A 21095-nucleotide genomic window follows, 5' to 3' on the forward strand; every position below is an offset into this window, starting at 1 on the left:
GTATGGATACGAACCAGCGCAACCTCATATACCGAATCCTTCCTTACGTCATATTATCGTTCATCGGGATCTGTTTTCTGCTGCCGCTCCTGTGGGTGCTGGTGGCATCCGTGGATCCAAATGCGATGCAGTCTCTGAAAATGCCAAAGCAGATAACGGCGGGGAATTATATGGATGTGATCACCAGTCATGAAAATCAGCGTGCTTATGTGATCGGACTACTGATGTCACTTGGCCAAGCTGTCATTGTAGTACTGCTGGCACTGCTTGCCGCATATCCGTTGTCCCGGTATCAGTTGAAATACAAGAAGCCGTTTATGCTGACGATTCTGTTTATGACTTCACTTCCAATTACAGCGGTTATGGTACCGGTATATCAATTGTTTTTGAGCTTAAAGCTGTATGATAATAATGTGGGTGTTGTACTCTTTTACGTTGCATCGTCTATGCCATATGGAATCTGGATGCTCAAAAACTTCATGGATTCCGTTCCAGGAGACCTGGAAGAAGCAGCATGGGTAGATGGTGCCTCGGTATTTGCAGGAATCCGCAAAATCATTGCACCTCTGATGGTACCAGGGATTTGTACGGTAGCCATCTTTACCTTTTCCGGCAGTTGGGGGAATTTCTTCGTACCTTACATATTGCTGCAAACGCCTGAAAAGTTCCCGGCGTCTCTGAAGCTCTACCAGTTCTTCGGTCAATATGGCATGGTGGATTACGGCAGACTGGCGGCGTTCTCCGTGTTATATGCATTGCCTTCCATTGTGCTCTATATCCTGTCGCAGCGGTTTATGTCCAAAGGCTTTAGCATGCAGGGCGGGACGAAGGGGTAAAGAACATGCAATTCAGAAAAATAACGACAAAACAAGATAGACAATGAAAAACGGGCCCGGTGTAGAAACCGGCCCGTCTTTTTTTGCTGCAAGCTTCTTATCGCTCCTGGTTGGAGATCATATCTGAAAGCTTCTTCATTGTATTCCAGTTGCGGACCGTTCCGGGTGTCCCCAGTTTGGCCAGATGCACCGCCAGCTTGGAGTCACGAATGCTTTTGCGAAAGAGCAGATGAACATCGGGTCCGATAATTGTATATTCATCATTACCCTTTTCCGCAGCCGCCAGCCTGTTGAGACCATCTTCATGCGGAACACTGGAGAGCATCGAAACATGGATAGATTCACCTTCCAAGAGAGTCTCTTCCTTGTAGGGGCACTGACGCATAATGGCTTCGAAATCCGCAGAACTGCGGATGACGACCGAAATGCTGAATCCAAAAGTACTTTGGATCTGGTCTTCTATTAATCGTTGGAGGGAAGAGGCATCAAGCTCAGAGGTTAGCACCACATTTCCGCTTTGTATGTAGGTTTGTACTTGCTTGCAGCCGGCTGCTTCCAAAACATCCCTCAGTTCAGACATCTTAATCTTGTTATGTCCGCCGACATTAATGCCGCGGAGCAGGGCAGCGTACACAGTCATTTTTCGGTTTCATCTCCAATCAGAAAATGGAATACAGATATGTACAATATATCGCATCATGAAGGGCATCGCAATTGGTATCAGCGCAACCTTATGATCGTATGGTTCGTCTAATTCATTAGTAGAATTTTCATATTTTTGGAGACTGACAGGAGGAAAATGACGCATGTCAATCAAAACTAAAGCCGTGACGGTGATGACCATCTTAAGCTTGACCGCGGTTATGTCTGCAGGTTCTGTGTTAACAAATGCGAATCCAGTAGCATCAGCTGCATCTTCTTCGGTGTTACGCCAGAAGAGCGGTCCTATCCAAGTAACCTTAAATGGTGGAAGCTATATTTTTGAGAATGCTCCACTTATGGATAAAGGGACGGTGTATGTACCGCTCCGTGATCTGGGAGAAATGCTCGGCATCCAAGTATTTTGGGATATTACAACCAAGGATATTTCCATTACCTATCCTGGTACGCTGATCCATATGCCTTTTGGTGGCAAAGAAGCCGTGATTAACGGTAAGAAAGTAACGCTGAGCACTCCTGCCCGCATCATCGGTGGGCGAGCCTATCTACCGCTGCGGTTTGTATCGGAATCGCTCGGTATTAACGTGCAGTGGAACGCAGCTAAGCGCACGGTAGCAGTCACATATTCCTCAGCATATACCACAGGGATCGGAGTAAATACGGTTGTGTGGTTAAACCGGAAAACCGGTGAGGTTCTCGTAGCACACCCATTTAATGCCAAGCCGGTATCCATTGGAAAACTGGACTTGGATCTAAAGGAGCATTTGAGCATCGATGCGCAGCTTTTAACAGACGGGGGAATGATGTTAACCGTTATCGATAACTATGGCGAACCTCATATTCATAATAATGTCTACACGGCCTATGTTAAAAATAACAAGATCGTGAAGCAGGCCAAAGCCTATTACTTTAAGCGGTTTGAACGGAGTATCGTATCTTATGATAATCATCCGCTGCTGCTGGACGGGAAGACGCTAACAGTATTGGACACTGAAGGTACGGTAGTCAAAACCTATGATCTGCCAGCACTCGGCGGCAAGGATGAGGAATATTCGGTTGCTGCCGTTAGCGAAACATTTCTGATCATTCGCCCCAATGATACCGGACTGTTAACGCTCATTAATCTGAAGGATAACTCTCGAACCTTGCTGTATAAAGAGCTCCTCACACCGGAAGAGCAGGAGTATTCCGAGAAAAATGATATTCCTTATTACGGGGATGAATTGAGTTTTTACGGAGCTTCAGAGAATGGAATCTTAACTTTTTCATATGATAGTCCTTTAACAGGAAAGAATCGGAAACTGCACTACACCATGAAACCATAGTTAGAAAAAGAACATACCGCTTTTATGCGGTATGTTCTTTTATTACGTCTTAGGCCTATGTCGTCAAACATTCATTTATCTCGCAAAAAGCCAGCAATCTTTGTGCAATTATCGCTGCATCGGCGGGTACTTGCTCGGATGCATAGCTTCCCAGCTCCTTATGGCTGCCGATCATGACCGAAGTATGGGCATGCTGAAACATGGTAATATCGTTCGCGTCATTGCCGAAAGCAACATAGGATTGGTCTTCGACTCCCAGCTTCATAAGTCCGCTCCATTTATCAATCCCAGGAGGACTGATATCCAGAATCCCTTCATTCCCATGCACATGCACAACCACCGGCAATGCCGATAGCTGATTCATGATTAGTCCAGGGTCGGGTATTTCCAGCAAAACCATTTTCATGATGATATCCATGGAAGCCAAAGGAATCTGTTTTGCCCGCTTCTCTGGATCGACATTGCGTCTGATGGGATGGTCCTCATTTCCAGTAAAGGCATAGTCCCATTCGCTGTCAATTAAGTATTTCAGGTTTTGAAGTTGAATCATCGAGAGAATATGGTTTTTTACGTCTTCTTCAAAATGAACGGTTGAAATGATATGGTTATCTTTAGCGACGAACGCGCCGTTTCCACCAACCATCGGATAAGCCTGCATCTGCGGTGGAAGGACAGGGAGCAGGTCACGAATCGGGCGGGCAGAAGCAAAAATAATCTCATGATCATGGCGCGCCAGCTCCTCCAGTGCCTCAACGATGACTTTGCTTAGTGGTTTTCCTTGAAAACAAATCGTTCCGTCCAGATCAAACACGAACTTCATTGTACACATCCTTGCTGTTTTTTTGATATCATCATAAGCGGCCACCAGAACAAAGAAAAGGACCGATGTCCTGAAAGGATAGCTATTCCATGAAAATCATACACGATACAGAGCTTTTACACTCTAAATTGCAGCATTTCGATATCCCGAGTCTATTTACTTGTAAGGACGGTATTCCTTTTGAGCTCCGTAGTTATGAGAAACAAGAGCTTGTACTCGAAGAAGGAGAGCAGATGGATGCCATCTTGTTCCTTGTGGAGGGTAAGGTGAAAATTTCATCCAGCGTTCAGACGGGAAAGGCGCTGCTGCTGCGCTTTTGTGAGCCTTTTGCGATTATGGGTGACATTGAGCTCATTCAAAAAGTCGTAGTACAGTCGCAGGTTGAAGCCGTCGAACGGACCTACTGTGTTGCGGTGCCTTTTAGGTACATATATGAGCATCTCATTACCGATCCAAAGTTTTTAATGTCCTTGCTCACGCATGTTACTTATAAACTTCAGACCTGCACAACGGCTTCACGCGTGAATTTATTAGCTTCGGTCGAAAACCGTTTTGCCAGCTATATGCTGACTACACTGGAGAAGGAGAACGAATTCGGCAAAGAAATCCGGACAACAAACACCCATGAGATTGCGGATTTGATCGGCACGACATCGAGGCATCTGAACAGAGTGATTTTGAAATTATCCGAGCAGGGTCTCATTCGCAGGGAAGGGGACATTGTTCAAGTAGTTGATCAGATTCGGCTGGCTGAAATTACGCAGGGTCTTCGCTATGAATAAATCGGCAGCCAGTAAAATCATCGGGCGATTACATGAGGTGTCTTTGCTGCACACGAGTAGAAGAGGGGAGCAGAGTGGTATCGCTTTTAAGGGGAACTCGTTGAGAAAGGGAACAGATTTCCATTCAAACAAAACAACGTCGATTTGTCTTTGGAAATGAGTAAAATCAACGCATCGCATAGTTCAGATAGTCCAAGGGCAGAAAGCTCGCGAATATCGAAGAAGCGATCCCAAAAGATCTGGCTAGATACCGGCAGCACATTCGATGCGGATACCACCATATCGGATTGTATGAGCACCGCTCCATGAGATAATTGGCTTTCCGGATGGAAAATGGACTCGATCAGCTGGCTTGATATTTTGGCGTTTATAGGCGTTCCGTCTTTGATCAGAGGAGCAACAGGATCGTTTTTTTCAAGTACGATCAGCGCTGTTTGACCTTTCAAACTCATTTTATGGATTGAACGGGAGATCTCTTTACTATAATTCGTATACTCGGTAAGAAGGCAGTTCAAAAAATAAGTGGATGTGATGGATTCCAATTCAGACAATCCCTTAGTGATCTCCTCGATATCATTCAAAATTTGTATATCATTCTGTTCGAGTGTAGCGATATCATGGTCTAGAATTGTTGCAATATGTGTAAGCTTGTCCGTCAGATCGTTTCGTAACAACGGATAATCTCCGGTACAGTAATTTCTGTCCATTCGTGAATATCACTCCTAAAAAACATGGTGGTTTCATGTTGGAACTTGAAAAGTATAAATCGATCCATGATAAGCAAACGATTCTTTGCCTGTCTCTTCGGATACGACAAAAATTAATGCATCCGATTTCTCCGACAAACCAATGGCCGCACGGTGACGGGTTCCTAATTTTACATGTTTATAGGTTTTGCGGGTGAGCGGAAGGATATTCGCTGCTGAAAAAATGATATCATTCTGAATCAAAACGGCTCCATCATGGAGTGGGGTGCCCACATGAAAAATGGAATCTAATAGCAAGCTTGAAATTTCTGCGGAGAGGGGGATACCTTTCGTAATCAGATCCTCAATCGGATCTTGCCTTTGGATGACGATCAGTGCTCCTTTGCGTTTGGAGCTTAATTGTCGTACAGCGTTGAAAATGATATTACATTTATGGGTGTAAGGAGCCAGTAGGCGGTTTAAATGATATGAAGACGCCATGTTGGCCATATCCGTTAATTTTTTCGAAAGTGTTTTAATATCCTTTAATATATCGATGTCCTCTTGATCCAAGGAGGCGATTAAAGCATGGATGTCCTTGGATATGCTCACTAGCCGCGTTTTAATTTCATGCATTTGCGGAGTTAAATCTCTGCACTTCTCTTCCGATTCCATCTGCTGCCCTCCTTATCTCGTTATAGTTATTCCCACGAATGGATACAATTATCGGATAAAAAAAGAGCCGCCCGAAAGTCATGAACATGACGATCAAGGCAGCTCTTATTCAGATCTTAGCGAAGGACTTTCAAAGCACCGCTCCAAGCGAGTACTTGGTCCAGCATTCCATTAATATTGATGAGATGAAGATCCGCCGGCTTGAAAACCGTTCCGTTCTCAAAATCAGTAAACAACGATAGCGCTGGATGAACGCGGACGTCCGCAACGGACAATTCTCCCAAAATGCCGCGCAGATGCTCTGCGGCACGAGCACCACCGACCGAACCATAGCTTACGATTCCGGCAGCTTTATTGTTCCATGCATCACGCGCGAAATCCAGTGCGTTTTTGAGGGAAGCGGTGATGCTGTGGTTGTATTCCTGCACGATGAATACGAAACCGTCCAAACCTGCAAGTTTGGTATTCCAAGCTGTCGCTTGTTCTGTAGCATCGGCTTCTCCCAATAGCGGGAGTTTATAATCGGCGATATCTACGATTTCATAATTCGCGTCACCGCGCTCATCGGCGATTTGTTTCACCCATTCACCGACTTGTGGGCTCAAGCGACCTTGACGGGTGCTGCCCAGGATAATGCCGATATTTAATTTGGACATCGTAATTTCCTCCTCGACGAATCTCATGATTATTTAGGTTGCTGTAATCATAATAATAACAGTTAGTGTGTTTTGTCAATCAACTTACGAAAAGTTTGTTATAGAATTTTTTAATAGGTGATAAATTCTCATATTCCATAACGATTCTAGCGCGGGAAGAAGCAGTCAGGAGCTTTCTTTTTTCCAAGAGATGGGGATATATGCTACAATAATAATGCCTTAAAAAACTGCGCATAACATAAATTATACGCAGTTTTCGTTTAAAACGATTATTTTGATGCTTCATGTCGAGTTATACAGCCCTGTAGATAGGTTATTTATCCTAATATATTAATGATTTTGCAGAAAATGTTATTGAGCATTTCTTTCTATCCATGAGGTACATTTTTTGTATTTGAGGAGGGACTGCCGGATGAGTGATAAGGATGACAGCTATGACGAATATAAAGAAGCTTTTCTAATCTGGATGAAGGATGCGGGATACACGCAGCATACTCAAAAGTCTTACCTCGGCGATGTTTCCCAGTTTCTCGATTCGATTGGAGATAAGAAACTGGAGCAGCTCAAAAAAATCCATGTGATGTCCTATCTTTCCTCAGTGCGTGAGCAAGGGGTCAGCGATACCACAAGAAACCGGAAGCATGCGGCGGTGAATAGTTTTTTCAAAGCGCTAATAGAGCTCGAAATGGCGGATACCAATCCGGCGGCGGGGATCAAAAAATCCAAAACGGATAAAAATCGAACACCTGTGTATCTTGATGAACAGCAGCTGCCACGGTTTCTGGAAAGTGTGGAAGGCAAGTACCGTTCTCGGAATGTAGCCGTATTTTTACTCATGGCTTATATGGGACTTCGCGTTGGAGAGGTACACACATTGAACCTGACCGATTACAATCGAGAGCGGCATACACTCGACGTATTCGGCAAAGGCAGGAAGTGGCGGACACTTCCGGTGCCTGAAGCGGTCGGAGTGATGCTGGACCGGGCCATTCTTGAGCGGATCACGCCTTGGCGTAAGAAGGAAGATGCGCTTTTTATTTCACAAAAAGGGCAGCGGCTCTCGATCCGCAACATCCAGCAGATTGCCGCGGATACGTTTGACAGGTACCAATCCGATGTGCCGGAACGTCAGCGTATTCCCTATTCCAGCCATAAGCTCCGGCATTCATTCGCCACCATGCTTCTCCGCAAGGGAGCAGACCTGCGAACGGTGCAGGAGCTTCTCGGACATTCATCCATTCAGACGACGACGGTATATACCCATGTCACCAGCAGAGAGAAGGAAGAGGCCATTTCGCGGCTTGAGGTTGTTCTTCCGTTTTAATTATCCCTAAATGCTGGATTTCTTGACGAGGAAATGGAGTAATAACCACATCATGCATATTTTTCCTCCTTTAGCGGACACTAAAGTCACAATAGAGGAGGGTGATGCTGCATGTGCCAGCGTTATTCAATGGCGGCCGATCTGCCGGTCGTGCTGGAGCATTTTCAAGTTGACCGAGTAATGTACTATTATCAGAACCGCTATAATATCAGTCCAACCCAGTCTGCTCCTGTCCTGCTTCAGCATCATGGAGAGCGTGTTCTGGATGAATTCCGCTGGGGCTTTATTCCTTACTGGGGAAAGGATGCGGTGAACGCAGATCTTCGTACGGTGAAGGAGAATCCCACATACCGCAAAATGATTGAGAAACAGCGATGCGTCATTCCATGCAATGGTTTTTACTATTGGAAAAAGGAAGGCAAGAAAATGCATCCTGTACGTGTAGTCCTGAAAAACCGTGGGATGTTCGGTGTCGCAGGGCTGTATGAGATATGGAAGGACTATAAGGGAGATCCGCTGCGGACCTGTACGCTGGTCATGACAGACGCCAATCGCCTGATTGGTAATTTTGAGGAAAACCGCATGCCGGCCATTTTGCCGGAGGAAGCGATAAAGGACTGGCTTAATGAAGAAAATACGGCATTTCACTCGTTAAGCTCACTCCTGCAGACCTATTCGGAAGATGAGATGGAGGCGTATCCTGTAACTCCGCTCATCGGTAATGATGATCATGATAATTCCGAATGCATCCGGGAAATGGATCTGCGTACGGCTTGGGTGAAGCAGTAATAGAGGCATATTTCATTCTGGTGAGGGAAAACTAATCTCCGTCATTCATTTCAACATGCACAAAAAGCAGACGGAGGTTATATACAAATGTCCAGTCCAGTGATCGAAGCCTTGAAGAAGAGACGCTCCATTTATGGTATCAGCAAAGAAAATGTAAGCACCGATGAACGGATACAGCAAATTATCGAAGAAACCGTGAAATATGTTCCGTCTTCGTTTAACTCGCAAACATCTCGCGTCGTTCTGCTTCTTGGAGCTAACCACGACAAATTATGGGATATGACGAAGGAAACGCTCCGTAAAGTCATGAATAACGAGGAAGCGTTTAAGAATACCGATCAAAAAATCGAATCCTTCAAAAGTGGTTACGGTACGGTTCTGTTTTTTGAGGATATGGATATCGTTAAGAATCTTCAGGATCAGTTTGCGCTCTACAAAGACAACTTTCCGGTCTGGGCCAACCAAACTTCGGGTATGATTCAGCTTATCGTATGGACTTTGCTTGAACAGGAAGGCCTGGGGGCATCTCTGCAGCATTACAATCCGCTCATTGATGAACAGGTACAGAAGGAATGGAAGCTTCCGGCTTCATGGAAACTGATCGCTCAAATGCCTTTTGGCAAACCAACGGCTACTGCAGGTGAGAAAGAGTTCATGCCGATTGAAGAACGTGTAAAAGTGATAAAATAAAGGTACAAAGTTATTTTCAAAAAACGACCTGCTCAGCGCCTAAAGCCCACATCAGATGTGGAAATTAGGTGCTCTTTTAGCTGATACGATAAAAAAGGACACCAAAGCGGGATCTGTGAAGATGAGAAAAATACATATCATAACCACACAATCGTAAAGCATAATAAAGCCTAATTATGGAGCTTTCACAATATGTATATAATTACCATTATGCTATAGATTGACAGTAAAAACCTTTCCAGTTCATAATTAAATCCATAAAAAAATAAGCTTTAACCGTTTAAAGCGAAAAGGATTACGGCGAGGAGAGAACATCATGGATATTTTTCGAAAAAAAACGGTTGGAAGCTTGGAAGAATCGGCTGGAAAGCTCAATAGAACATTAAGTGCACTGGATTTGACGGCGCTTGGGGTAGGAGCCATTATCGGTACGGGTATTTTTGTCCTGACTGGAGTAGCCGCTGCGGTGCACGCCGGACCGGGTCTTATTATTTCATTTGCCATTGCGGCGCTTACTTGTGTTTTATCGGCACTCTGTTATTCGGAATTTGCATCCAGTGTCCCGGTTTCGGGGAGTGCTTACGCGTACAGCTATGTAGCATTCGGTGAAATTATTGCATGGATACTCGGATGGGATCTGATACTGGAATACGGTGTAGCTGCAGCGGCTGTGGCGAGTGGTTGGTCATCTTATTTTACAGGTCTGCTGGACGGATTCGGACTTCATTTGCCTGCTGCGATCTCGGGGGCTTATGATGCATCCAAAGGTTCAATCATTGATTTGCCAGCGGTGATCATTATTTTCGTAATTACTTATTTACTGAACAGAGGCATTAAAGAAACGGCTAGATTTAACGGCATCATGGTCATTGTTAAGCTGCTCGTCGTACTGCTGTTTATTGGCGTAGGCGCATTCTATGTGAAGCCGGTCAACTGGTCGCCATTCCTTCCTTTTGGGGTCGGAGGAGTGATTAACGGGGCAGCAACGGTATTTTTCGCATATATCGGTTTTGATGCCGTTGCGACAGCTGCAGAAGAGGTGAAGAGACCACAGCGTGATCTGCCGATTGGCATCATTGCCTCACTGGCAATTTGTACGCTGCTGTACATTACGGTGTCTTTGGTTCTGACGGGAATCGTGCCTTATTCTTCGCTGAATGTGGGGGATCCGGTAGCTTTTGCGCTGCGATTCGTGAATCAGAATATGTTAGCCGGACTCACATCCGTAGGTGCAATTGCCGGGATGACCACCGTTTTGCTGGTAATGCTGTTCGGAATGACCCGATTGCTCTTTGCGATTTCCCGGGATGGCTTGCTTACAAGCAAACTATCCAATGTCAGCGGTAAAGCCCAAACACCAACGCAAAGCACCTGGGTGACGGGTACGCTCATCGCAATACTTACCGGCTTTGTGCCTCTGAACAAACTGGCAAACCTGACGAGTATCGGAACGTTGTTTGCTTTTGCTGTAGTTTCTTTGGGAATTATTGCACTGCGAAGAAACAATGCAGGGAATAAAAGTGGATTCAAAGTACCATGGGTGCCTTATTTGCCACTGCTAAGTGCAGCAGCATGTATCTATTTAATGATTAATTTACAGGCGATTACCTGGATCGGATTTGTAATTTGGATGATCGTGGGGCTGCTGATATACTTCTTGTACGGTAAAAAGCATAGTGTACTCAACAATGGTTCTGAAAAAGCCGATTTATAGTTACGTAAACATAATTATGTAAACAAAAATAAAAATAATAACATTAATTATTAATATTATTAATAAATATTTAACTAGTATTTCATTCCTTTCACCGGCTTGAACTGGCGCGAACCCCTGATTATGTTATATTATTTGAATTGGAGGTTTTCTTTCGACAGGACAAGCTGTCCTCAAGGAGAGGAGGAACTTGAATGAAATGGTACAAACAGCTTGTTGTAATCACTTTAATATTCAGTGTATTTTTGAGTGCTTGTTCTTCCAGTGAGGAACAGACCCCGATATCCGAGACGGCTCCTGCAATGACAGATACTGCTGACGTAACGGCAGATCAGGGCCAGACCTTGACGGTGGTAGCTCCGGATACGGTTAAACAAAGCACGAAGGATTCGGGCAAATATCAGATCCAAACCAAACTTACCGACTTCCAACTGTTAAGTGAGACGAAGGGAATTGCTTGGGGATTGACCCGCAATGAACTGCGTTTATATGTAACTGAAGATAATGGTCAGACCTGGATGAACATATCCCCTTCGGCGAATGTGCAATTTCCGGCGAATCCGCGGTATGGGAAAGATATTTATTTTACAGATCCGTTGCATGGTTGGATCATACGTGATCCATCAGGCATGTCTGAAACAATCGTTCTTCATACGAATGATGGAGGAGAAACCTGGGATATCGCATCCATTCCTCAAAAAAATAAAGTATCCGCGCTTACTTTTGATTCGCCTCAGCGAGGCTGGCTGATGACTTCCGAGGATTCGACCACCGGCAAAGAGCTAAAGGTTCTCTATCGAACCGATGATGGAGGCTCGATCTGGAAGGTCATTATGCAAAATACGGAGTATAATCCGGATAAATCCACCGTTACCAGTCCTTTGCCTCATCTCGGTTATACGCTGGGGGTGACCTTTGTTGATCCGTTACATGGATATACGATGGTTCAGGAGCTCGGAGAACCCAAGATGTATCGTACGCTTGACGGGGGAAGCAAATGGATCTCCGGACCAGCCTTTTTTGACAGGGATAAATTCAAAAACTGCGTATCATATGCTTCGGACAGTCCGCAGTTCTTTGACTCTGCCCGCAAGAACGGCTGGATACCAATAGGCTGTAAAGTCGGAGACAGCATGAAGTATAATGCATACTTTACGAAGGACAGTGGTCTAACATGGAATTTCGTCAATTTTGGACTAGGCACGAATGTGGGGCTTAATCAGAATCTCCGGCCAACATTTATTAATGAAGATGAAGGTTGGGCACTGATCGGAAGCACACTGTATCACACGGTGGATCAGGGGAAGACATGGCCTGCCGTTGGGGATAACCAGATCCTCAGGGAAAAGCTTCAGGAGTATCCAGAGGTTGTGAAGCTGCAGTTTTCTTCTGCACAGGTTGGTTGGATGCTGATCGAGAATAATGAACAAAAAAGCTCAAGGCTTCTACAAACCATGGACGGCGGAAGAACTTGGAGCGTATTATAGCAGGGTGGAGAACTCAGGTTCTCCGCTTTTTTTTGATTTAAAATCGTATTTCTAAATAAAATATAAAATTTTAAATTATATGTGAAATAAATCACAATATGTCCTGTCAATGTATGTTACTCTAAGAGTGTAAGGAGAGCTTAAAAAAACAACGGGAGTGAGAATCATGACAAACTTTAATCAAGATAAAACGACGGAATACTTCCTTCAATTATGCTACGACTGCCAGGATGCCTGCACTTGCGACACAGAAGAGAAGTGCAGGGAATGCTGGGGCGCACAAGGCGCTTTAGATGAACAGCAGCAGGATGAGACCCGTTACTTTCTGGATCAGGTTCATGCGTAACCGAGCAAACTCTTCACCCTGAAACCTCCACAAGCTGAAAAGCGAAGTGGAGGTTTTTTTGTCATACTGCTTGCATATATATGTTATGAACAGGCCCGCTAAGAATCTTTGCATCGCCTTAGCCTAAAGTCAAAAGAGGGGTGAGAAGCATGCCAGGAGAACCATCATTTTGGATGTTTGACTTCTTCGGTAAAGTCATGCCGATCTTTTTCGCAGTCATTATCGGTATTATCATCTTGTCTGCCGGCAGAGGATTGCTGCAGTGGGGGCGGAATAATAAGCAAGCTGTTCTCACCGTTGATTCCCGTATTGTCAGTAAACGCACTGAAATCAATCAACATCATCATCATGAACCTAATGATCATATGTCCAGTCGCACGAATACGACATATTATATTACTTTTGAGGTGGAGAGCGGCGACCGGATGGAATTCACCGTAAACGGGCAGGAATATGGTTTATGTGCGGACGGCGATTCGGGACGGCTTACATTTCAAGGAACACGGTTTAAAGGCTTCGAGCGGAATATGCGTTTTGCAAGAGAGGCTGGGTCAGAAGCCCGTTATCGCGATTATGGGCAGTTTTAATCCATATTAATTCCAATCATCGGCCGCGTCCCTTGGGATGTGGTCTTTTTTGTTTTTTATACATGTTTCTTGATTAAAGACCGCGGGTGAACTTAAAGTAGAAGCATCTGGAGTTTACAAGGAGGAAAAAGATATGGCTTATCAGGATCTTGTTGTGGTCGTTACTGGAGCTGCACAGGGAATTGGTTACGGTGTTGCTAAAGCTTTTGCGGATCAAGGTGCCAGGCTCGTCATGGGTGATCTGAACGAAGAACAGGGAGCGGCAGCCGCGGCAGCCATCCGGAATGAAGGGGGACAAGCTGTATTTGTCCCTTGTGATGTCCGCAATGAAGCAGATATTAAACAGTTGATGAAGGCTGCTGAGGAAGTGTATGGAAAAATTGATGTATTGATCAATAACGCCGGCGTATCCCGCTGGAAATCACCATATGAGCTCTCTGTCGATGAATGGGATGATATTTTAAATACGAATGTAAGAAGCTGTTTTCTTGCCACCAGAGAAGCGGCGCTTTATATGAAAAAGAATGGAGGCACCGGAGCCGTTGTCAATATGGCTTCTACACGTGCCCTGATGTCTGAACCGGATACCGAGGCCTATGCCGCATCCAAAGGTGCAATTGTGGCGCTTACCCATGCCATGGCCGTCTCGCTGGGATCTGACGGTATTCGTGTGAATTGTATCAGTCCCGGCTGGATTGAAACGCAGAACTACGAATCTCTCAAAAAGACGGATCATGAGCAGCATCCAGCGGGAAGAGTAGGCAAACCGGATGATATTGCAAGAGCTTGCCTGTATTTGGCAGATCCGGACAATACCTTCGTAACCGGGACACATTTGGTCGTTGATGGCGGAATGACACGTAAAATGATTTACGAACCGTAACTTTTCTCCTGAGCAGTTGGCCCTAATGCCTTCCATAATTTCTCTATCACTGACAAAAAGGATAACCCTTCCAATTGGATATAGTTCCTTTTGTGCAGATCCAAAAGAGAGTAAAAAGGGTGAGCCCGTTCTATAAGGACATGGGCTCATCTTTTTTTATGAGATCAATGCTATAATAACTCCGTTTACTATATAAAATTGAGCTAAAGAAAAGGCATATCATCTCATATACAGCAGATAGAAAGAGTTGAGATGATAGCTTGGGCAAGCTTTAGTTCATTTTATCATTTGAGGATTCACAGGTCCTCACATAGGAATGGAGGGAATTTATGATTGTCAAGAATTCTCGATGGCTTGCAGGTCTGCTGTTTCTGGCCGCTATGCTTCTGGTGGGTTTTCAGTCCCCGACTCAGGGAGTAAAGGCGACTTGGGTGTGGCAGACGGAACTGATCGAGGATGGAGGAGAGCAACTGCTTGATTTTGCACGTACTGAGGGCATTAATTTGATCTACTTACAAATCAATCGGGATTTACCTAAGGAAACCTATGAAAAGTTTATACAGCATGCGCATGAAGGGAACATCGCAGTTCATGCATTGGGTGGAGATCCCAAATGGGCGCTTCAGGAACACCGGGATCGCATGCTGGGATTAGCCGACTGGACTACGAACTATAATGCCAGTGTACCGTCTGATAGCCGGTTTGATGGCATACATCTCGATATAGAACCCTATGTACTTCCCCAGTGGGAAAGCGATCAGGAGGCAGTCATTTCTTCATGGGAGAGCAATTTGAAGGCTTTTCTTAACAAGGCATCGGATACATCGCTGGAGCTTGGAATCGATATTCCATTCTGGTTTGATAATATCCTCACTTCAGAAGGTGGCAGCTTGAATGAGTGGCTGATGAATTCTTTTGATCATGTGACGGTGCTCGCATACCGGAATGAAGTGGATTCCGAGCATGGTATCGTATATCTCTCTCAGGACGAGCTAAAACTTGCTGACAAGCTGGGCAAGCATGTTCTTGTCGGCGTCAATACCAAGGAAATGCCTGGAGAGACCCATACGACCTATTTTGGACGAGGGAAAGAGCGGATGAACCAATCCCTTGCAAATCTATCGAATGAGCTGAGTTCCTATTCGTCTTTTGCAGGCATAGCCGTCCACGATTTCCGTAACTGGGAGAACATGCCTGAGGGCAGTGAACCTGGAGAAGTGGATCCGAAGCCGGAGCCTGATCCGGATCCCGGAGCAGGGGATCAAGTGCCTGATCCAGACCCGGTGGTCCGCGATCAAATGGTTAGAGGTACATATATCTGGGAAGCCAATGAAGTACTGCAGAATGGGCAGGAGATCCTCGATTTTGCCAAAGAAAAGAAATTGAATTGGCTGTATATCCGCCTTGATCTGCAGCAGCCGTTTAGTGCTTACAGATCCTTTGTTAAACAAGCATCTGCTGCCGGAATTGAAGTGCATGCCATGGGAGGGCACCCGATCTGGGCTCTGGAAGAGAACAGGGCGAAGATGATGAAGCTGGTCCAATATGTAAAGGGCTATAACCGTGCTGCCCAAGGGGATGAGCGGTTTCATGGTGTTCATTTGGACATTGAGCCTTATGTGCTGCCGGAGTGGAAAACGGATTCGCAGGAGGTCATTTCCGAATGGACTTCTAATCTGGACGCTTTTGTCAGCGAATTGAAGAAGGATTCCAATTTGCAGGCGAGCATGGATCTGGCGGTATGGCTGGATAAATACAAGGTTCCCGGCGAAGATATTTCTCTCAGCAAATGGATGATTAATCGCATGGATCATGTCTCATTAATGGCCTTCCGGGATACTGCAGGCGGATCGAACGGCATTGTTACCGTGTCGAAGGAAGAGATCGCTTTTGCGGATGAACTGGGCAAGCCGATTCTAATCTCAGTAGAGATGAAGGAGAGTCATGAAGGCAACCATATTACCTTTTTTGAGGAAGGTTCGTCTTACATGGAAGCAGAGCTGGCGAAGCTGCCAGGAATGCTTGAGAACTCACCATCATATACCGGCAATCTGGTGCACGCCTATGATTACTGGAAGAATGCCAAACCGTAACATATTAAATCTGGTGCAGTCCCTGCTAACTCCCAAGGAGTCAGTCAGGGGCTGCTTTTTTGCGTACAAAGGCTGTATGCACTGGGCATTCACACAGAAAAGACAACGTGCATAGCATAAGGTGTTAGCATCTAAGGAAGATGAAGGAGCGTGGACTTGAATGGCAGGTCAGGAAAAGCATTATTTTGCGCGCGGAAATACAGCCGCAGGATTATACACTTTGTATGATTCTGTGTTAAATGGATTGGATACCGTATTTGTGATCAATGGGCGGACCGGATCAGGAACTTCTCAGCTGCTGGCTCAATTGGCAGAGGCTTGGCGAAGCAATGATTGGACCAAGCATTATATACACGAGACTTTGGATAACGAGCGGCTGGAAGGGATTATACTCGAAGAGGCACGCATCGGCGTCATCGACGGAAATGCATGGAGTGCGGATCCTATACTAGAAGGAACGGAAATACGCATTGTGGATGCCATTCAGGCTCTTCGCGAGGGTTTACTTGAGGAAGCGGAAGACGTAACAATAGGTCAAGACGCGGAAATGGCTGTACTCTACAAAAAAGCCTATGATTCCTTCTTAAGAACACTTCGGATTCATGATGAATGGGAAAAATTCTACATCGATAATTTAGACCGTGGCAGCGCAAACCGGATCACATCTGAGTTCGCTGACGAATACCTGATTCCGGTTGGTACCAAGAAAGCTGTCATCAAGCACCGTTTTCTGGGTGCGGCGGCTTGGCGGGGCGCGGTAGATTATGTTCCGAATTTAACAGAATCGCTTCGGACACGTATTTTCGTGAAGGGACGTCCCGGATCCGGCAAATCCACCATGTTCAAAAAGCTGGCTAAGGAAGCCGAAGCCCGGGGCATCGACACGGAAATCTACCACTGCGGTTTTGATCCGAACAGCCTGGATATGCTCATTTTTCCAGAGCTTAGCCTTGCTATTTTCGATAGTACGGCACCTCATGAACATTTCCCGACCCGTGAAGGTGACAAAATACTCGATGTGTATGAGCTGGCAATCCGTGCGGGAACCGATGAAGTCTATGCCGAGGAAATTGCCGAAATACGCGGCAGATATACTTCATCCATGAAAAATTCAATAGCCGTCTTGTCGGAAGTGAAGCGTATTCGGGATGAGGTTTGGGAGGCCTACGACACTGCAATTGATCCAGCTGCAATAAAGACTTTGGCGCGCCAGATTATCCAGCAAATCGAAGTATTGACGAATACCGCAGCATTGTCAGAGGAATAGTAACATAATAAATGTTATGTATACAAAATGAATTTGAAAGCACCCCTTCATTAGAAAAATGGAAGGGGTGCTTGATGCTGCTTATTTGCTAACGGTTTTGTTATACTCTTCAATTTTGCTTGTAATTACTTTGGCCGCATCATCGAGCGCTTGCTTGGATGTTTTTTTGTTGTTCAACACTTCTTCAATGGCTGTTTCTGTCAGTTGTCTGGCTTCTGGGAATACACCCATTACAGCTCCTTGTGTTGCAAGGCTAGGCTCGGTTTGGTGAAGCTGGTCTACGGCTGTTTGGAACTGCGGATATTTGGTCATATTGTCTTTAACGATTTGCTCGTCATATGCTTTTTGCGTGATGGGGAAGTAACCTGTATTGATATGCCACTCTGCTTGAGATTTAGGTTCAGCCAAAAACTTGATAAATTCCCAAGCTGCTTTTTGCTCTGCTTCAGGACGGTTATTCAGAATCCAGTTGCTCGCTCCGCCAACGATGACTCCGCCTTTGACATTCGCATCTGCTTTTGGCAGGAAGCCCGTACCAACCTCAAACTTGCCCTCGGCAGATTTTACAATGCTGCGCAAGGATGCTGTAGAATCAAGCGTCATGGCGATTTGACCCGCCGCAAAGGCTTTGGAAGTATCGTCGGTTTTACGTCCGAGATTGAGCATGGATTTCTCATCCACCATCTTCTTCCACCAATCGAGCGTTTTAACGCCGGCATCACTGCTCAATAGAGAGGAAGCTGCTGGCTGCGTCCGTCCGTTTCCGTTATCCAGGAGCTCAGCGCCTTGATTCGCAAACAACTGCTCCATGAACCAGCCATAGATGGCAAAGGAACCGCCGGCTTGACCTGTTTTGGTCAGTTTTTTAGCTGCTTCTGCCACTTCTTCATACGTAGCTGGAGGTTTCTCAGGATCCAGTCCCGCTGCTTTAAAGGCGTCCTTATTGTAGTAGAGAATAGGATTCGAAGTGTTAAAAGGCATAGAATACAGTTTGCTATCAAATGTATAGTAATTCAAAATATTAGGCTCGAGCGTAGAAGTGTCATATTTGTCGGCATCAATAAACTGTTGAACGGGAGTGATTGCCTTACTGTCGATCATGAAGCGGCTGCCGATTTCGTATACCTGAATCAAGGAAGGGCCACTGTCAGAACCAAGGGAAGCTTTGAGCTTATTCAGACTCTCATCGTATTTACCTTGATACTCGGCCTGCACAACGATGTCTTTATGCCCTGCGTTGAACTCATCCACCAGCTGCTGTGCTGCTTTCCCAACATCTCCGCTCATGGAATGCCACCATACGACTTTGATCGGATCTTCCTGTTTTGTCGGAGCTTCGGCGGCAGCAGCCGTGTCCTCTTTGTTGTCCGCTGTTTTCGAGCCGCAGCCCGAGGCAACCAGCATCATGCAGGACAGCAGGAGCATGGCCAATGATTTCTTTCCAAATGGTTTCATTTTTTCTCTTCTCTCCCTTTTGATTTAAGTGATTTTATTGTGAAATTACAAGCAGCCTGAAAATTAGCTGATCGTAATGACGACCCGTCATAATATTAATGTATAGTTAATGATATATGTAATTAACCTTTTAACGCTCCGGCAGTAATTCCGCGTACCAACGGCTTCAGACCAACGATCAGCAAAATAAGAGAAGGCAGGAGCATAATCACAATACCGGCCATCACCATATTCCAAGCGGTGACTTCTTCGAACTGGAGCATACTGATACCGATCTGTACCGTCCGCATGCTTTCTTTGTTTGTGATGAGCAGCGGCCACAAATAATTGCTCCAATTTGTTAAAAACGAATATACGGCGAGCGTGGCCAGCGAAGGTGCGGACAGCGGAAGGACCAGCTGAATAAAAACACGGATATGGCCGCAGCCATCGACTTTAGCAGCCTCGAACAGTTCTCTTGGAAGCTGAAGAAAGTATTGTCTCAGAAGAAACGTGCCAAAGGCCGAGGCCAAGAAAGGCACGATTAACCCCTGATAGGAATCAATCCAGTGCCAGCTGCGCACTGTGAGATAGTTGGGAATCATGGTGACTTCCCAGGGAATCATCATTGTGGATAGAAACAGCGAGAAGATGACGGCTTTACCTGGAAAACGCAGAAAGGCAAAAGCGTAGGCAGCCATACTTGCCGTAATCAGCTGTCCCAACATAATGGCTCCGGAAACGGCAAAGCTGTTCGTAATAAAACGGATAACTGGAACTGTATCTACGACCTGGAGGAAGTTATCCCAGTGCAATCCTGAAGGGAGCAGCCGAGGCGGGTATGTGGCCGATTCAGCGCTGCTCATGAATGCGGAAGACAATGTAAACAGCAGCGGAAACAGAATGAACAGCGCCGCAATACTTAACATGATATAAAGAATCGTTTGATTGACAGCCCGTATGCTCACTGGTAATGCACCTTCTTTTCGCCAAATTTGAATTGGACAATAGTCAGAAGCGTAATCAGGACAAACAGGATTAACGCCTGCGCGCTGCCAATGCCGAATCGGTAATTAATAAAAGCATCCTGGTAGATGTTGTACACCAGTACATCCGTGCTGTTCATCGGACCGCCTTTGGTCAGGATGTTAATTTGCGCGAAGGATTGAAATGCGCTGATGATCGACACGACGCTGATGAAGAAGAGCGATGGCGAAATCAGGGGCAGGGTGATGCGGAAAAATGTGCGGAATGATCCTGATCCGTCGATTTTGGCGCTTTCGTACAGATCCTCAGGTACGCTTTGCATGCCGCTCAGCATGACAATGTAGTTAAAGCCGAGATTGAGCCATACCGTCATCAGGGCAATAGAGAGTAATGCCCATTTGGGATCCGTCAGCCATGCAATCGGGGGGATTCCCGCCAAGCTGAGACCGTAGTTGAGGATACTTAAGGTCGGATGGTACAGTACCATCCAGATAATCGAACCGGTACCAACTGAAACAGCCATCGGCAGGGAGAAAAAGAACTGGAACAGCTTGGTGAATTTCAGCTTCTGAATAGACAAAGCGGCTAGTACGAGAGCTGCAGCAACTCCCGTCGGAACGGTTAGCAGAATGAATTTGACGGTAATCCACAAGCTGTTATAAAAGACTTCAGAGGTCAGTACATTCTTAAAATTATCGGCACCGGCAAAGGATGCAACCCGGCCTTGCGGATCGGTTAAATATAGACTCAGGTACACCGATTTCAGTAAGGGATAAAACAGAAATATCCCGAACAGTATCAGAGAAGGGGCCAAAAAGAAGTAGGCTAATGATCTTTCCTTCCAGCGGCTTGTCCGAAGCGAAGCAGCTCTTTTGCTGCGGGAACTTTCCCTCGGGAGCGGGGAAGCCAGTGTGATTTCTTTCTCCATGGAACTAAACGACCTCGCTTTTCTGATGATTTCAAAACCAATCTTCATCAGTATAAAGCGCAGATGTTTTGGGGAGATCAGAGGGAAGTAAAGCTTGAGATCGACTTTGTTAAAATGTCAAGCAAG

General features: G+C 45.6%; 21 protein-coding genes. 13 read left to right on the top strand and 8 right to left on the bottom strand.

The features are described from left to right. Window positions 1-2: 2 nt before the first annotated feature. The gene (locus KJS65_RS05470; protein WP_213648917.1) at window positions 3-836 is read left to right on the top strand and encodes a carbohydrate ABC transporter permease; all 834 of its coding nucleotides are present in this window, start codon (window positions 3-5) and stop codon (window positions 834-836) included. A gap of 97 nt (window positions 837-933) precedes the next feature. Here the strand turns inward: KJS65_RS05470 and KJS65_RS05475 are convergent, their stop codons facing one another. After that, complete coding sequence (locus tag KJS65_RS05475) at window positions 934-1476, bottom strand: DUF1697 domain-containing protein (RefSeq protein WP_213648918.1); 543 nt, start codon at window positions 1474-1476, stop codon at window positions 934-936. A gap of 166 nt (window positions 1477-1642) precedes the next feature. Here KJS65_RS05475 and KJS65_RS05480 point away from each other — a divergent pair, with 166 nt between their 5' ends. Further along, complete coding sequence (locus tag KJS65_RS05480; protein WP_213648919.1) at window positions 1643-2821, top strand: copper amine oxidase N-terminal domain-containing protein; 1179 nt, start codon at window positions 1643-1645, stop codon at window positions 2819-2821. 55 nt (window positions 2822-2876) lie between these two features. Here KJS65_RS05480 and KJS65_RS05485 read toward each other — a convergent pair whose 3' ends face one another. Then, window positions 2877-3641 carry an HAD-IIB family hydrolase gene (locus KJS65_RS05485; RefSeq protein WP_213648920.1) on the bottom strand — a complete coding sequence of 255 codons (765 nt, stop codon included), beginning with the start codon at window positions 3639-3641 and terminating at the stop codon, window positions 2877-2879. 89 nt (window positions 3642-3730) lie between these two features. Here KJS65_RS05485 and KJS65_RS05490 point away from each other — a divergent pair, with 89 nt between their 5' ends. Further along, on the top strand, window positions 3731-4423 hold the full coding sequence (locus KJS65_RS05490; protein WP_213648921.1) for a cyclic nucleotide-binding domain-containing protein: 693 nt from the start codon (window positions 3731-3733) through the stop codon (window positions 4421-4423). Window positions 4424-4509: 86 nt separating this feature from the next. On the opposite strand, the gene KJS65_RS05495 is transcribed toward KJS65_RS05490, so the two are convergent. From KJS65_RS05495 to KJS65_RS05505, 3 genes are all read right to left on the bottom strand, one after another. After that, window positions 4510-5130 (bottom strand): diadenylate cyclase, encoded by a 621-nt coding sequence (locus tag KJS65_RS05495; RefSeq protein ID WP_213648922.1) that lies wholly within the window; start codon window positions 5128-5130, stop codon window positions 4510-4512. A gap of 33 nt (window positions 5131-5163) precedes the next feature. Next, window positions 5164-5784 carry a sporulation-specific diadenylate cyclase CdaS gene (gene cdaS / locus KJS65_RS05500; RefSeq protein ID WP_213648923.1) on the bottom strand — a complete coding sequence of 207 codons (621 nt, stop codon included), beginning with the start codon at window positions 5782-5784 and terminating at the stop codon, window positions 5164-5166. A gap of 116 nt (window positions 5785-5900) precedes the next feature. Continuing rightward, window positions 5901-6440 (bottom strand): NADPH-dependent FMN reductase, encoded by a 540-nt coding sequence (locus KJS65_RS05505; RefSeq protein WP_213648924.1) that lies wholly within the window; start codon window positions 6438-6440, stop codon window positions 5901-5903. 412 nt (window positions 6441-6852) lie between these two features. Here KJS65_RS05505 and KJS65_RS05510 point away from each other — a divergent pair, with 412 nt between their 5' ends. The 10 genes from KJS65_RS05510 (at window position 6853) to KJS65_RS05555 (ending at window position 17620) form a co-directional block, all read left to right on the top strand. After that, the gene (locus tag KJS65_RS05510) at window positions 6853-7764 is read left to right on the top strand and encodes a tyrosine-type recombinase/integrase (protein ID WP_213648925.1); all 912 of its coding nucleotides are present in this window, start codon (window positions 6853-6855) and stop codon (window positions 7762-7764) included. 111 nt (window positions 7765-7875) lie between these two features. After that, the gene (locus KJS65_RS05515) at window positions 7876-8553 is read left to right on the top strand and encodes an SOS response-associated peptidase (RefSeq protein ID WP_136605872.1); all 678 of its coding nucleotides are present in this window, start codon (window positions 7876-7878) and stop codon (window positions 8551-8553) included. 87 nt (window positions 8554-8640) lie between these two features. Next, window positions 8641-9243 carry a nitroreductase family protein gene (locus KJS65_RS05520; RefSeq protein WP_213648926.1) on the top strand — a complete coding sequence of 201 codons (603 nt, stop codon included), beginning with the start codon at window positions 8641-8643 and terminating at the stop codon, window positions 9241-9243. Between the two features lie 316 nt (window positions 9244-9559). Then, the gene (bcaP, locus tag KJS65_RS05525; RefSeq protein WP_213648927.1) at window positions 9560-10957 is read left to right on the top strand and encodes a branched-chain amino acid transporter BcaP; all 1398 of its coding nucleotides are present in this window, start codon (window positions 9560-9562) and stop codon (window positions 10955-10957) included. Between the two features lie 194 nt (window positions 10958-11151). Then, entirely contained in the window at window positions 11152-12444 is a 1293-nt protein-coding gene (locus tag KJS65_RS05530; protein ID WP_213648928.1) for a VPS10 domain-containing protein, read from the top strand. A 166-nt stretch (window positions 12445-12610) separates the two neighbouring features. Then, a complete protein-coding gene (locus KJS65_RS05535) occupies window positions 12611-12790 on the top strand; it encodes a hypothetical protein (RefSeq protein WP_213648929.1) in 180 nt (59 codons plus the stop codon). Window positions 12791-12939: 149 nt separating this feature from the next. After that, window positions 12940-13377: a DUF2500 domain-containing protein gene (locus KJS65_RS05540; protein WP_213648930.1), complete on the top strand. Its 438-nt coding sequence runs from the start codon at window positions 12940-12942 to the stop codon at window positions 13375-13377. Window positions 13378-13510: 133 nt separating this feature from the next. Further along, window positions 13511-14260, top strand: coding sequence for an SDR family NAD(P)-dependent oxidoreductase (locus tag KJS65_RS05545; RefSeq protein WP_213648931.1), 750 nt, complete (start codon window positions 13511-13513; stop codon window positions 14258-14260). A 329-nt stretch (window positions 14261-14589) separates the two neighbouring features. After that, window positions 14590-16353 (top strand): hypothetical protein, encoded by a 1764-nt coding sequence (locus KJS65_RS05550; protein ID WP_213648932.1) that lies wholly within the window; start codon window positions 14590-14592, stop codon window positions 16351-16353. 160 nt (window positions 16354-16513) lie between these two features. Further along, a complete protein-coding gene (locus KJS65_RS05555) occupies window positions 16514-17620 on the top strand; it encodes a hypothetical protein (RefSeq protein WP_213648933.1) in 1107 nt (368 codons plus the stop codon). A gap of 81 nt (window positions 17621-17701) precedes the next feature. Here the strand turns inward: KJS65_RS05555 and KJS65_RS05560 are convergent, their stop codons facing one another. From KJS65_RS05560 to KJS65_RS05570, 3 genes are all read right to left on the bottom strand, one after another. Beyond that, a complete protein-coding gene (locus KJS65_RS05560) occupies window positions 17702-19075 on the bottom strand; it encodes an ABC transporter substrate-binding protein (protein WP_213648934.1) in 1374 nt (457 codons plus the stop codon). 122 nt (window positions 19076-19197) lie between these two features. Then, window positions 19198-19983, bottom strand: a complete 786-nt coding sequence (locus tag KJS65_RS05565; RefSeq protein WP_213650652.1) for a carbohydrate ABC transporter permease — start codon at window positions 19981-19983, stop codon at window positions 19198-19200. A gap of 35 nt (window positions 19984-20018) precedes the next feature. Beyond that, window positions 20019-20969: a carbohydrate ABC transporter permease gene (locus KJS65_RS05570; RefSeq protein WP_213648935.1), complete on the bottom strand. Its 951-nt coding sequence runs from the start codon at window positions 20967-20969 to the stop codon at window positions 20019-20021. Between the last annotated feature and the right edge of the window lie 126 nt (window positions 20970-21095).

This window comes from Paenibacillus sp. J23TS9 (assembly GCF_018403225.1).
In the GTDB taxonomy this organism is placed as follows: domain Bacteria; phylum Bacillota; class Bacilli; order Paenibacillales; family Paenibacillaceae; genus Paenibacillus_AQ.

What these genes read in the sequence shown, in the direction of transcription:
- KJS65_RS05470 (WP_213648917.1), top strand. Translation starts at nt 3, where the DNA reads ATGGATACGAACCAGCGCAACCTCATATACCGAATCCTTCCTTACGTC.
- KJS65_RS05475 (WP_213648918.1), bottom strand. Translation starts at nt 1,476, where the DNA reads ATGACTGTGTACGCTGCCCTGCTCCGCGGCATTAATGTCGGCGGACAT.
- KJS65_RS05480 (WP_213648919.1), top strand. Translation starts at nt 1,643, where the DNA reads ATGTCAATCAAAACTAAAGCCGTGACGGTGATGACCATCTTAAGCTTG.
- KJS65_RS05485 (WP_213648920.1), bottom strand. Translation starts at nt 3,641, where the DNA reads ATGAAGTTCGTGTTTGATCTGGACGGAACGATTTGTTTTCAAGGAAAA.
- KJS65_RS05490 (WP_213648921.1), top strand. Translation starts at nt 3,731, where the DNA reads ATGAAAATCATACACGATACAGAGCTTTTACACTCTAAATTGCAGCAT.
- KJS65_RS05495 (WP_213648922.1), bottom strand. Translation starts at nt 5,130, where the DNA reads ATGGACAGAAATTACTGTACCGGAGATTATCCGTTGTTACGAAACGAT.
- cdaS (WP_213648923.1), bottom strand. Translation starts at nt 5,784, where the DNA reads ATGGAATCGGAAGAGAAGTGCAGAGATTTAACTCCGCAAATGCATGAA.
- KJS65_RS05505 (WP_213648924.1), bottom strand. Translation starts at nt 6,440, where the DNA reads ATGTCCAAATTAAATATCGGCATTATCCTGGGCAGCACCCGTCAAGGT.
- KJS65_RS05510 (WP_213648925.1), top strand. Translation starts at nt 6,853, where the DNA reads ATGAGTGATAAGGATGACAGCTATGACGAATATAAAGAAGCTTTTCTA.
- KJS65_RS05515 (WP_136605872.1), top strand. Translation starts at nt 7,876, where the DNA reads ATGTGCCAGCGTTATTCAATGGCGGCCGATCTGCCGGTCGTGCTGGAG.
- KJS65_RS05520 (WP_213648926.1), top strand. Translation starts at nt 8,641, where the DNA reads ATGTCCAGTCCAGTGATCGAAGCCTTGAAGAAGAGACGCTCCATTTAT.
- bcaP (WP_213648927.1), top strand. Translation starts at nt 9,560, where the DNA reads ATGGATATTTTTCGAAAAAAAACGGTTGGAAGCTTGGAAGAATCGGCT.
- KJS65_RS05530 (WP_213648928.1), top strand. Translation starts at nt 11,152, where the DNA reads ATGAAATGGTACAAACAGCTTGTTGTAATCACTTTAATATTCAGTGTA.
- KJS65_RS05535 (WP_213648929.1), top strand. Translation starts at nt 12,611, where the DNA reads ATGACAAACTTTAATCAAGATAAAACGACGGAATACTTCCTTCAATTA.
- KJS65_RS05540 (WP_213648930.1), top strand. Translation starts at nt 12,940, where the DNA reads ATGCCAGGAGAACCATCATTTTGGATGTTTGACTTCTTCGGTAAAGTC.
- KJS65_RS05545 (WP_213648931.1), top strand. Translation starts at nt 13,511, where the DNA reads ATGGCTTATCAGGATCTTGTTGTGGTCGTTACTGGAGCTGCACAGGGA.
- KJS65_RS05550 (WP_213648932.1), top strand. Translation starts at nt 14,590, where the DNA reads ATGATTGTCAAGAATTCTCGATGGCTTGCAGGTCTGCTGTTTCTGGCC.
- KJS65_RS05555 (WP_213648933.1), top strand. Translation starts at nt 16,514, where the DNA reads ATGGCAGGTCAGGAAAAGCATTATTTTGCGCGCGGAAATACAGCCGCA.
- KJS65_RS05560 (WP_213648934.1), bottom strand. Translation starts at nt 19,075, where the DNA reads ATGAAACCATTTGGAAAGAAATCATTGGCCATGCTCCTGCTGTCCTGC.
- KJS65_RS05565 (WP_213650652.1), bottom strand. Translation starts at nt 19,983, where the DNA reads ATGTTAAGTATTGCGGCGCTGTTCATTCTGTTTCCGCTGCTGTTTACA.
- KJS65_RS05570 (WP_213648935.1), bottom strand. Translation starts at nt 20,969, where the DNA reads ATGGAGAAAGAAATCACACTGGCTTCCCCGCTCCCGAGGGAAAGTTCC.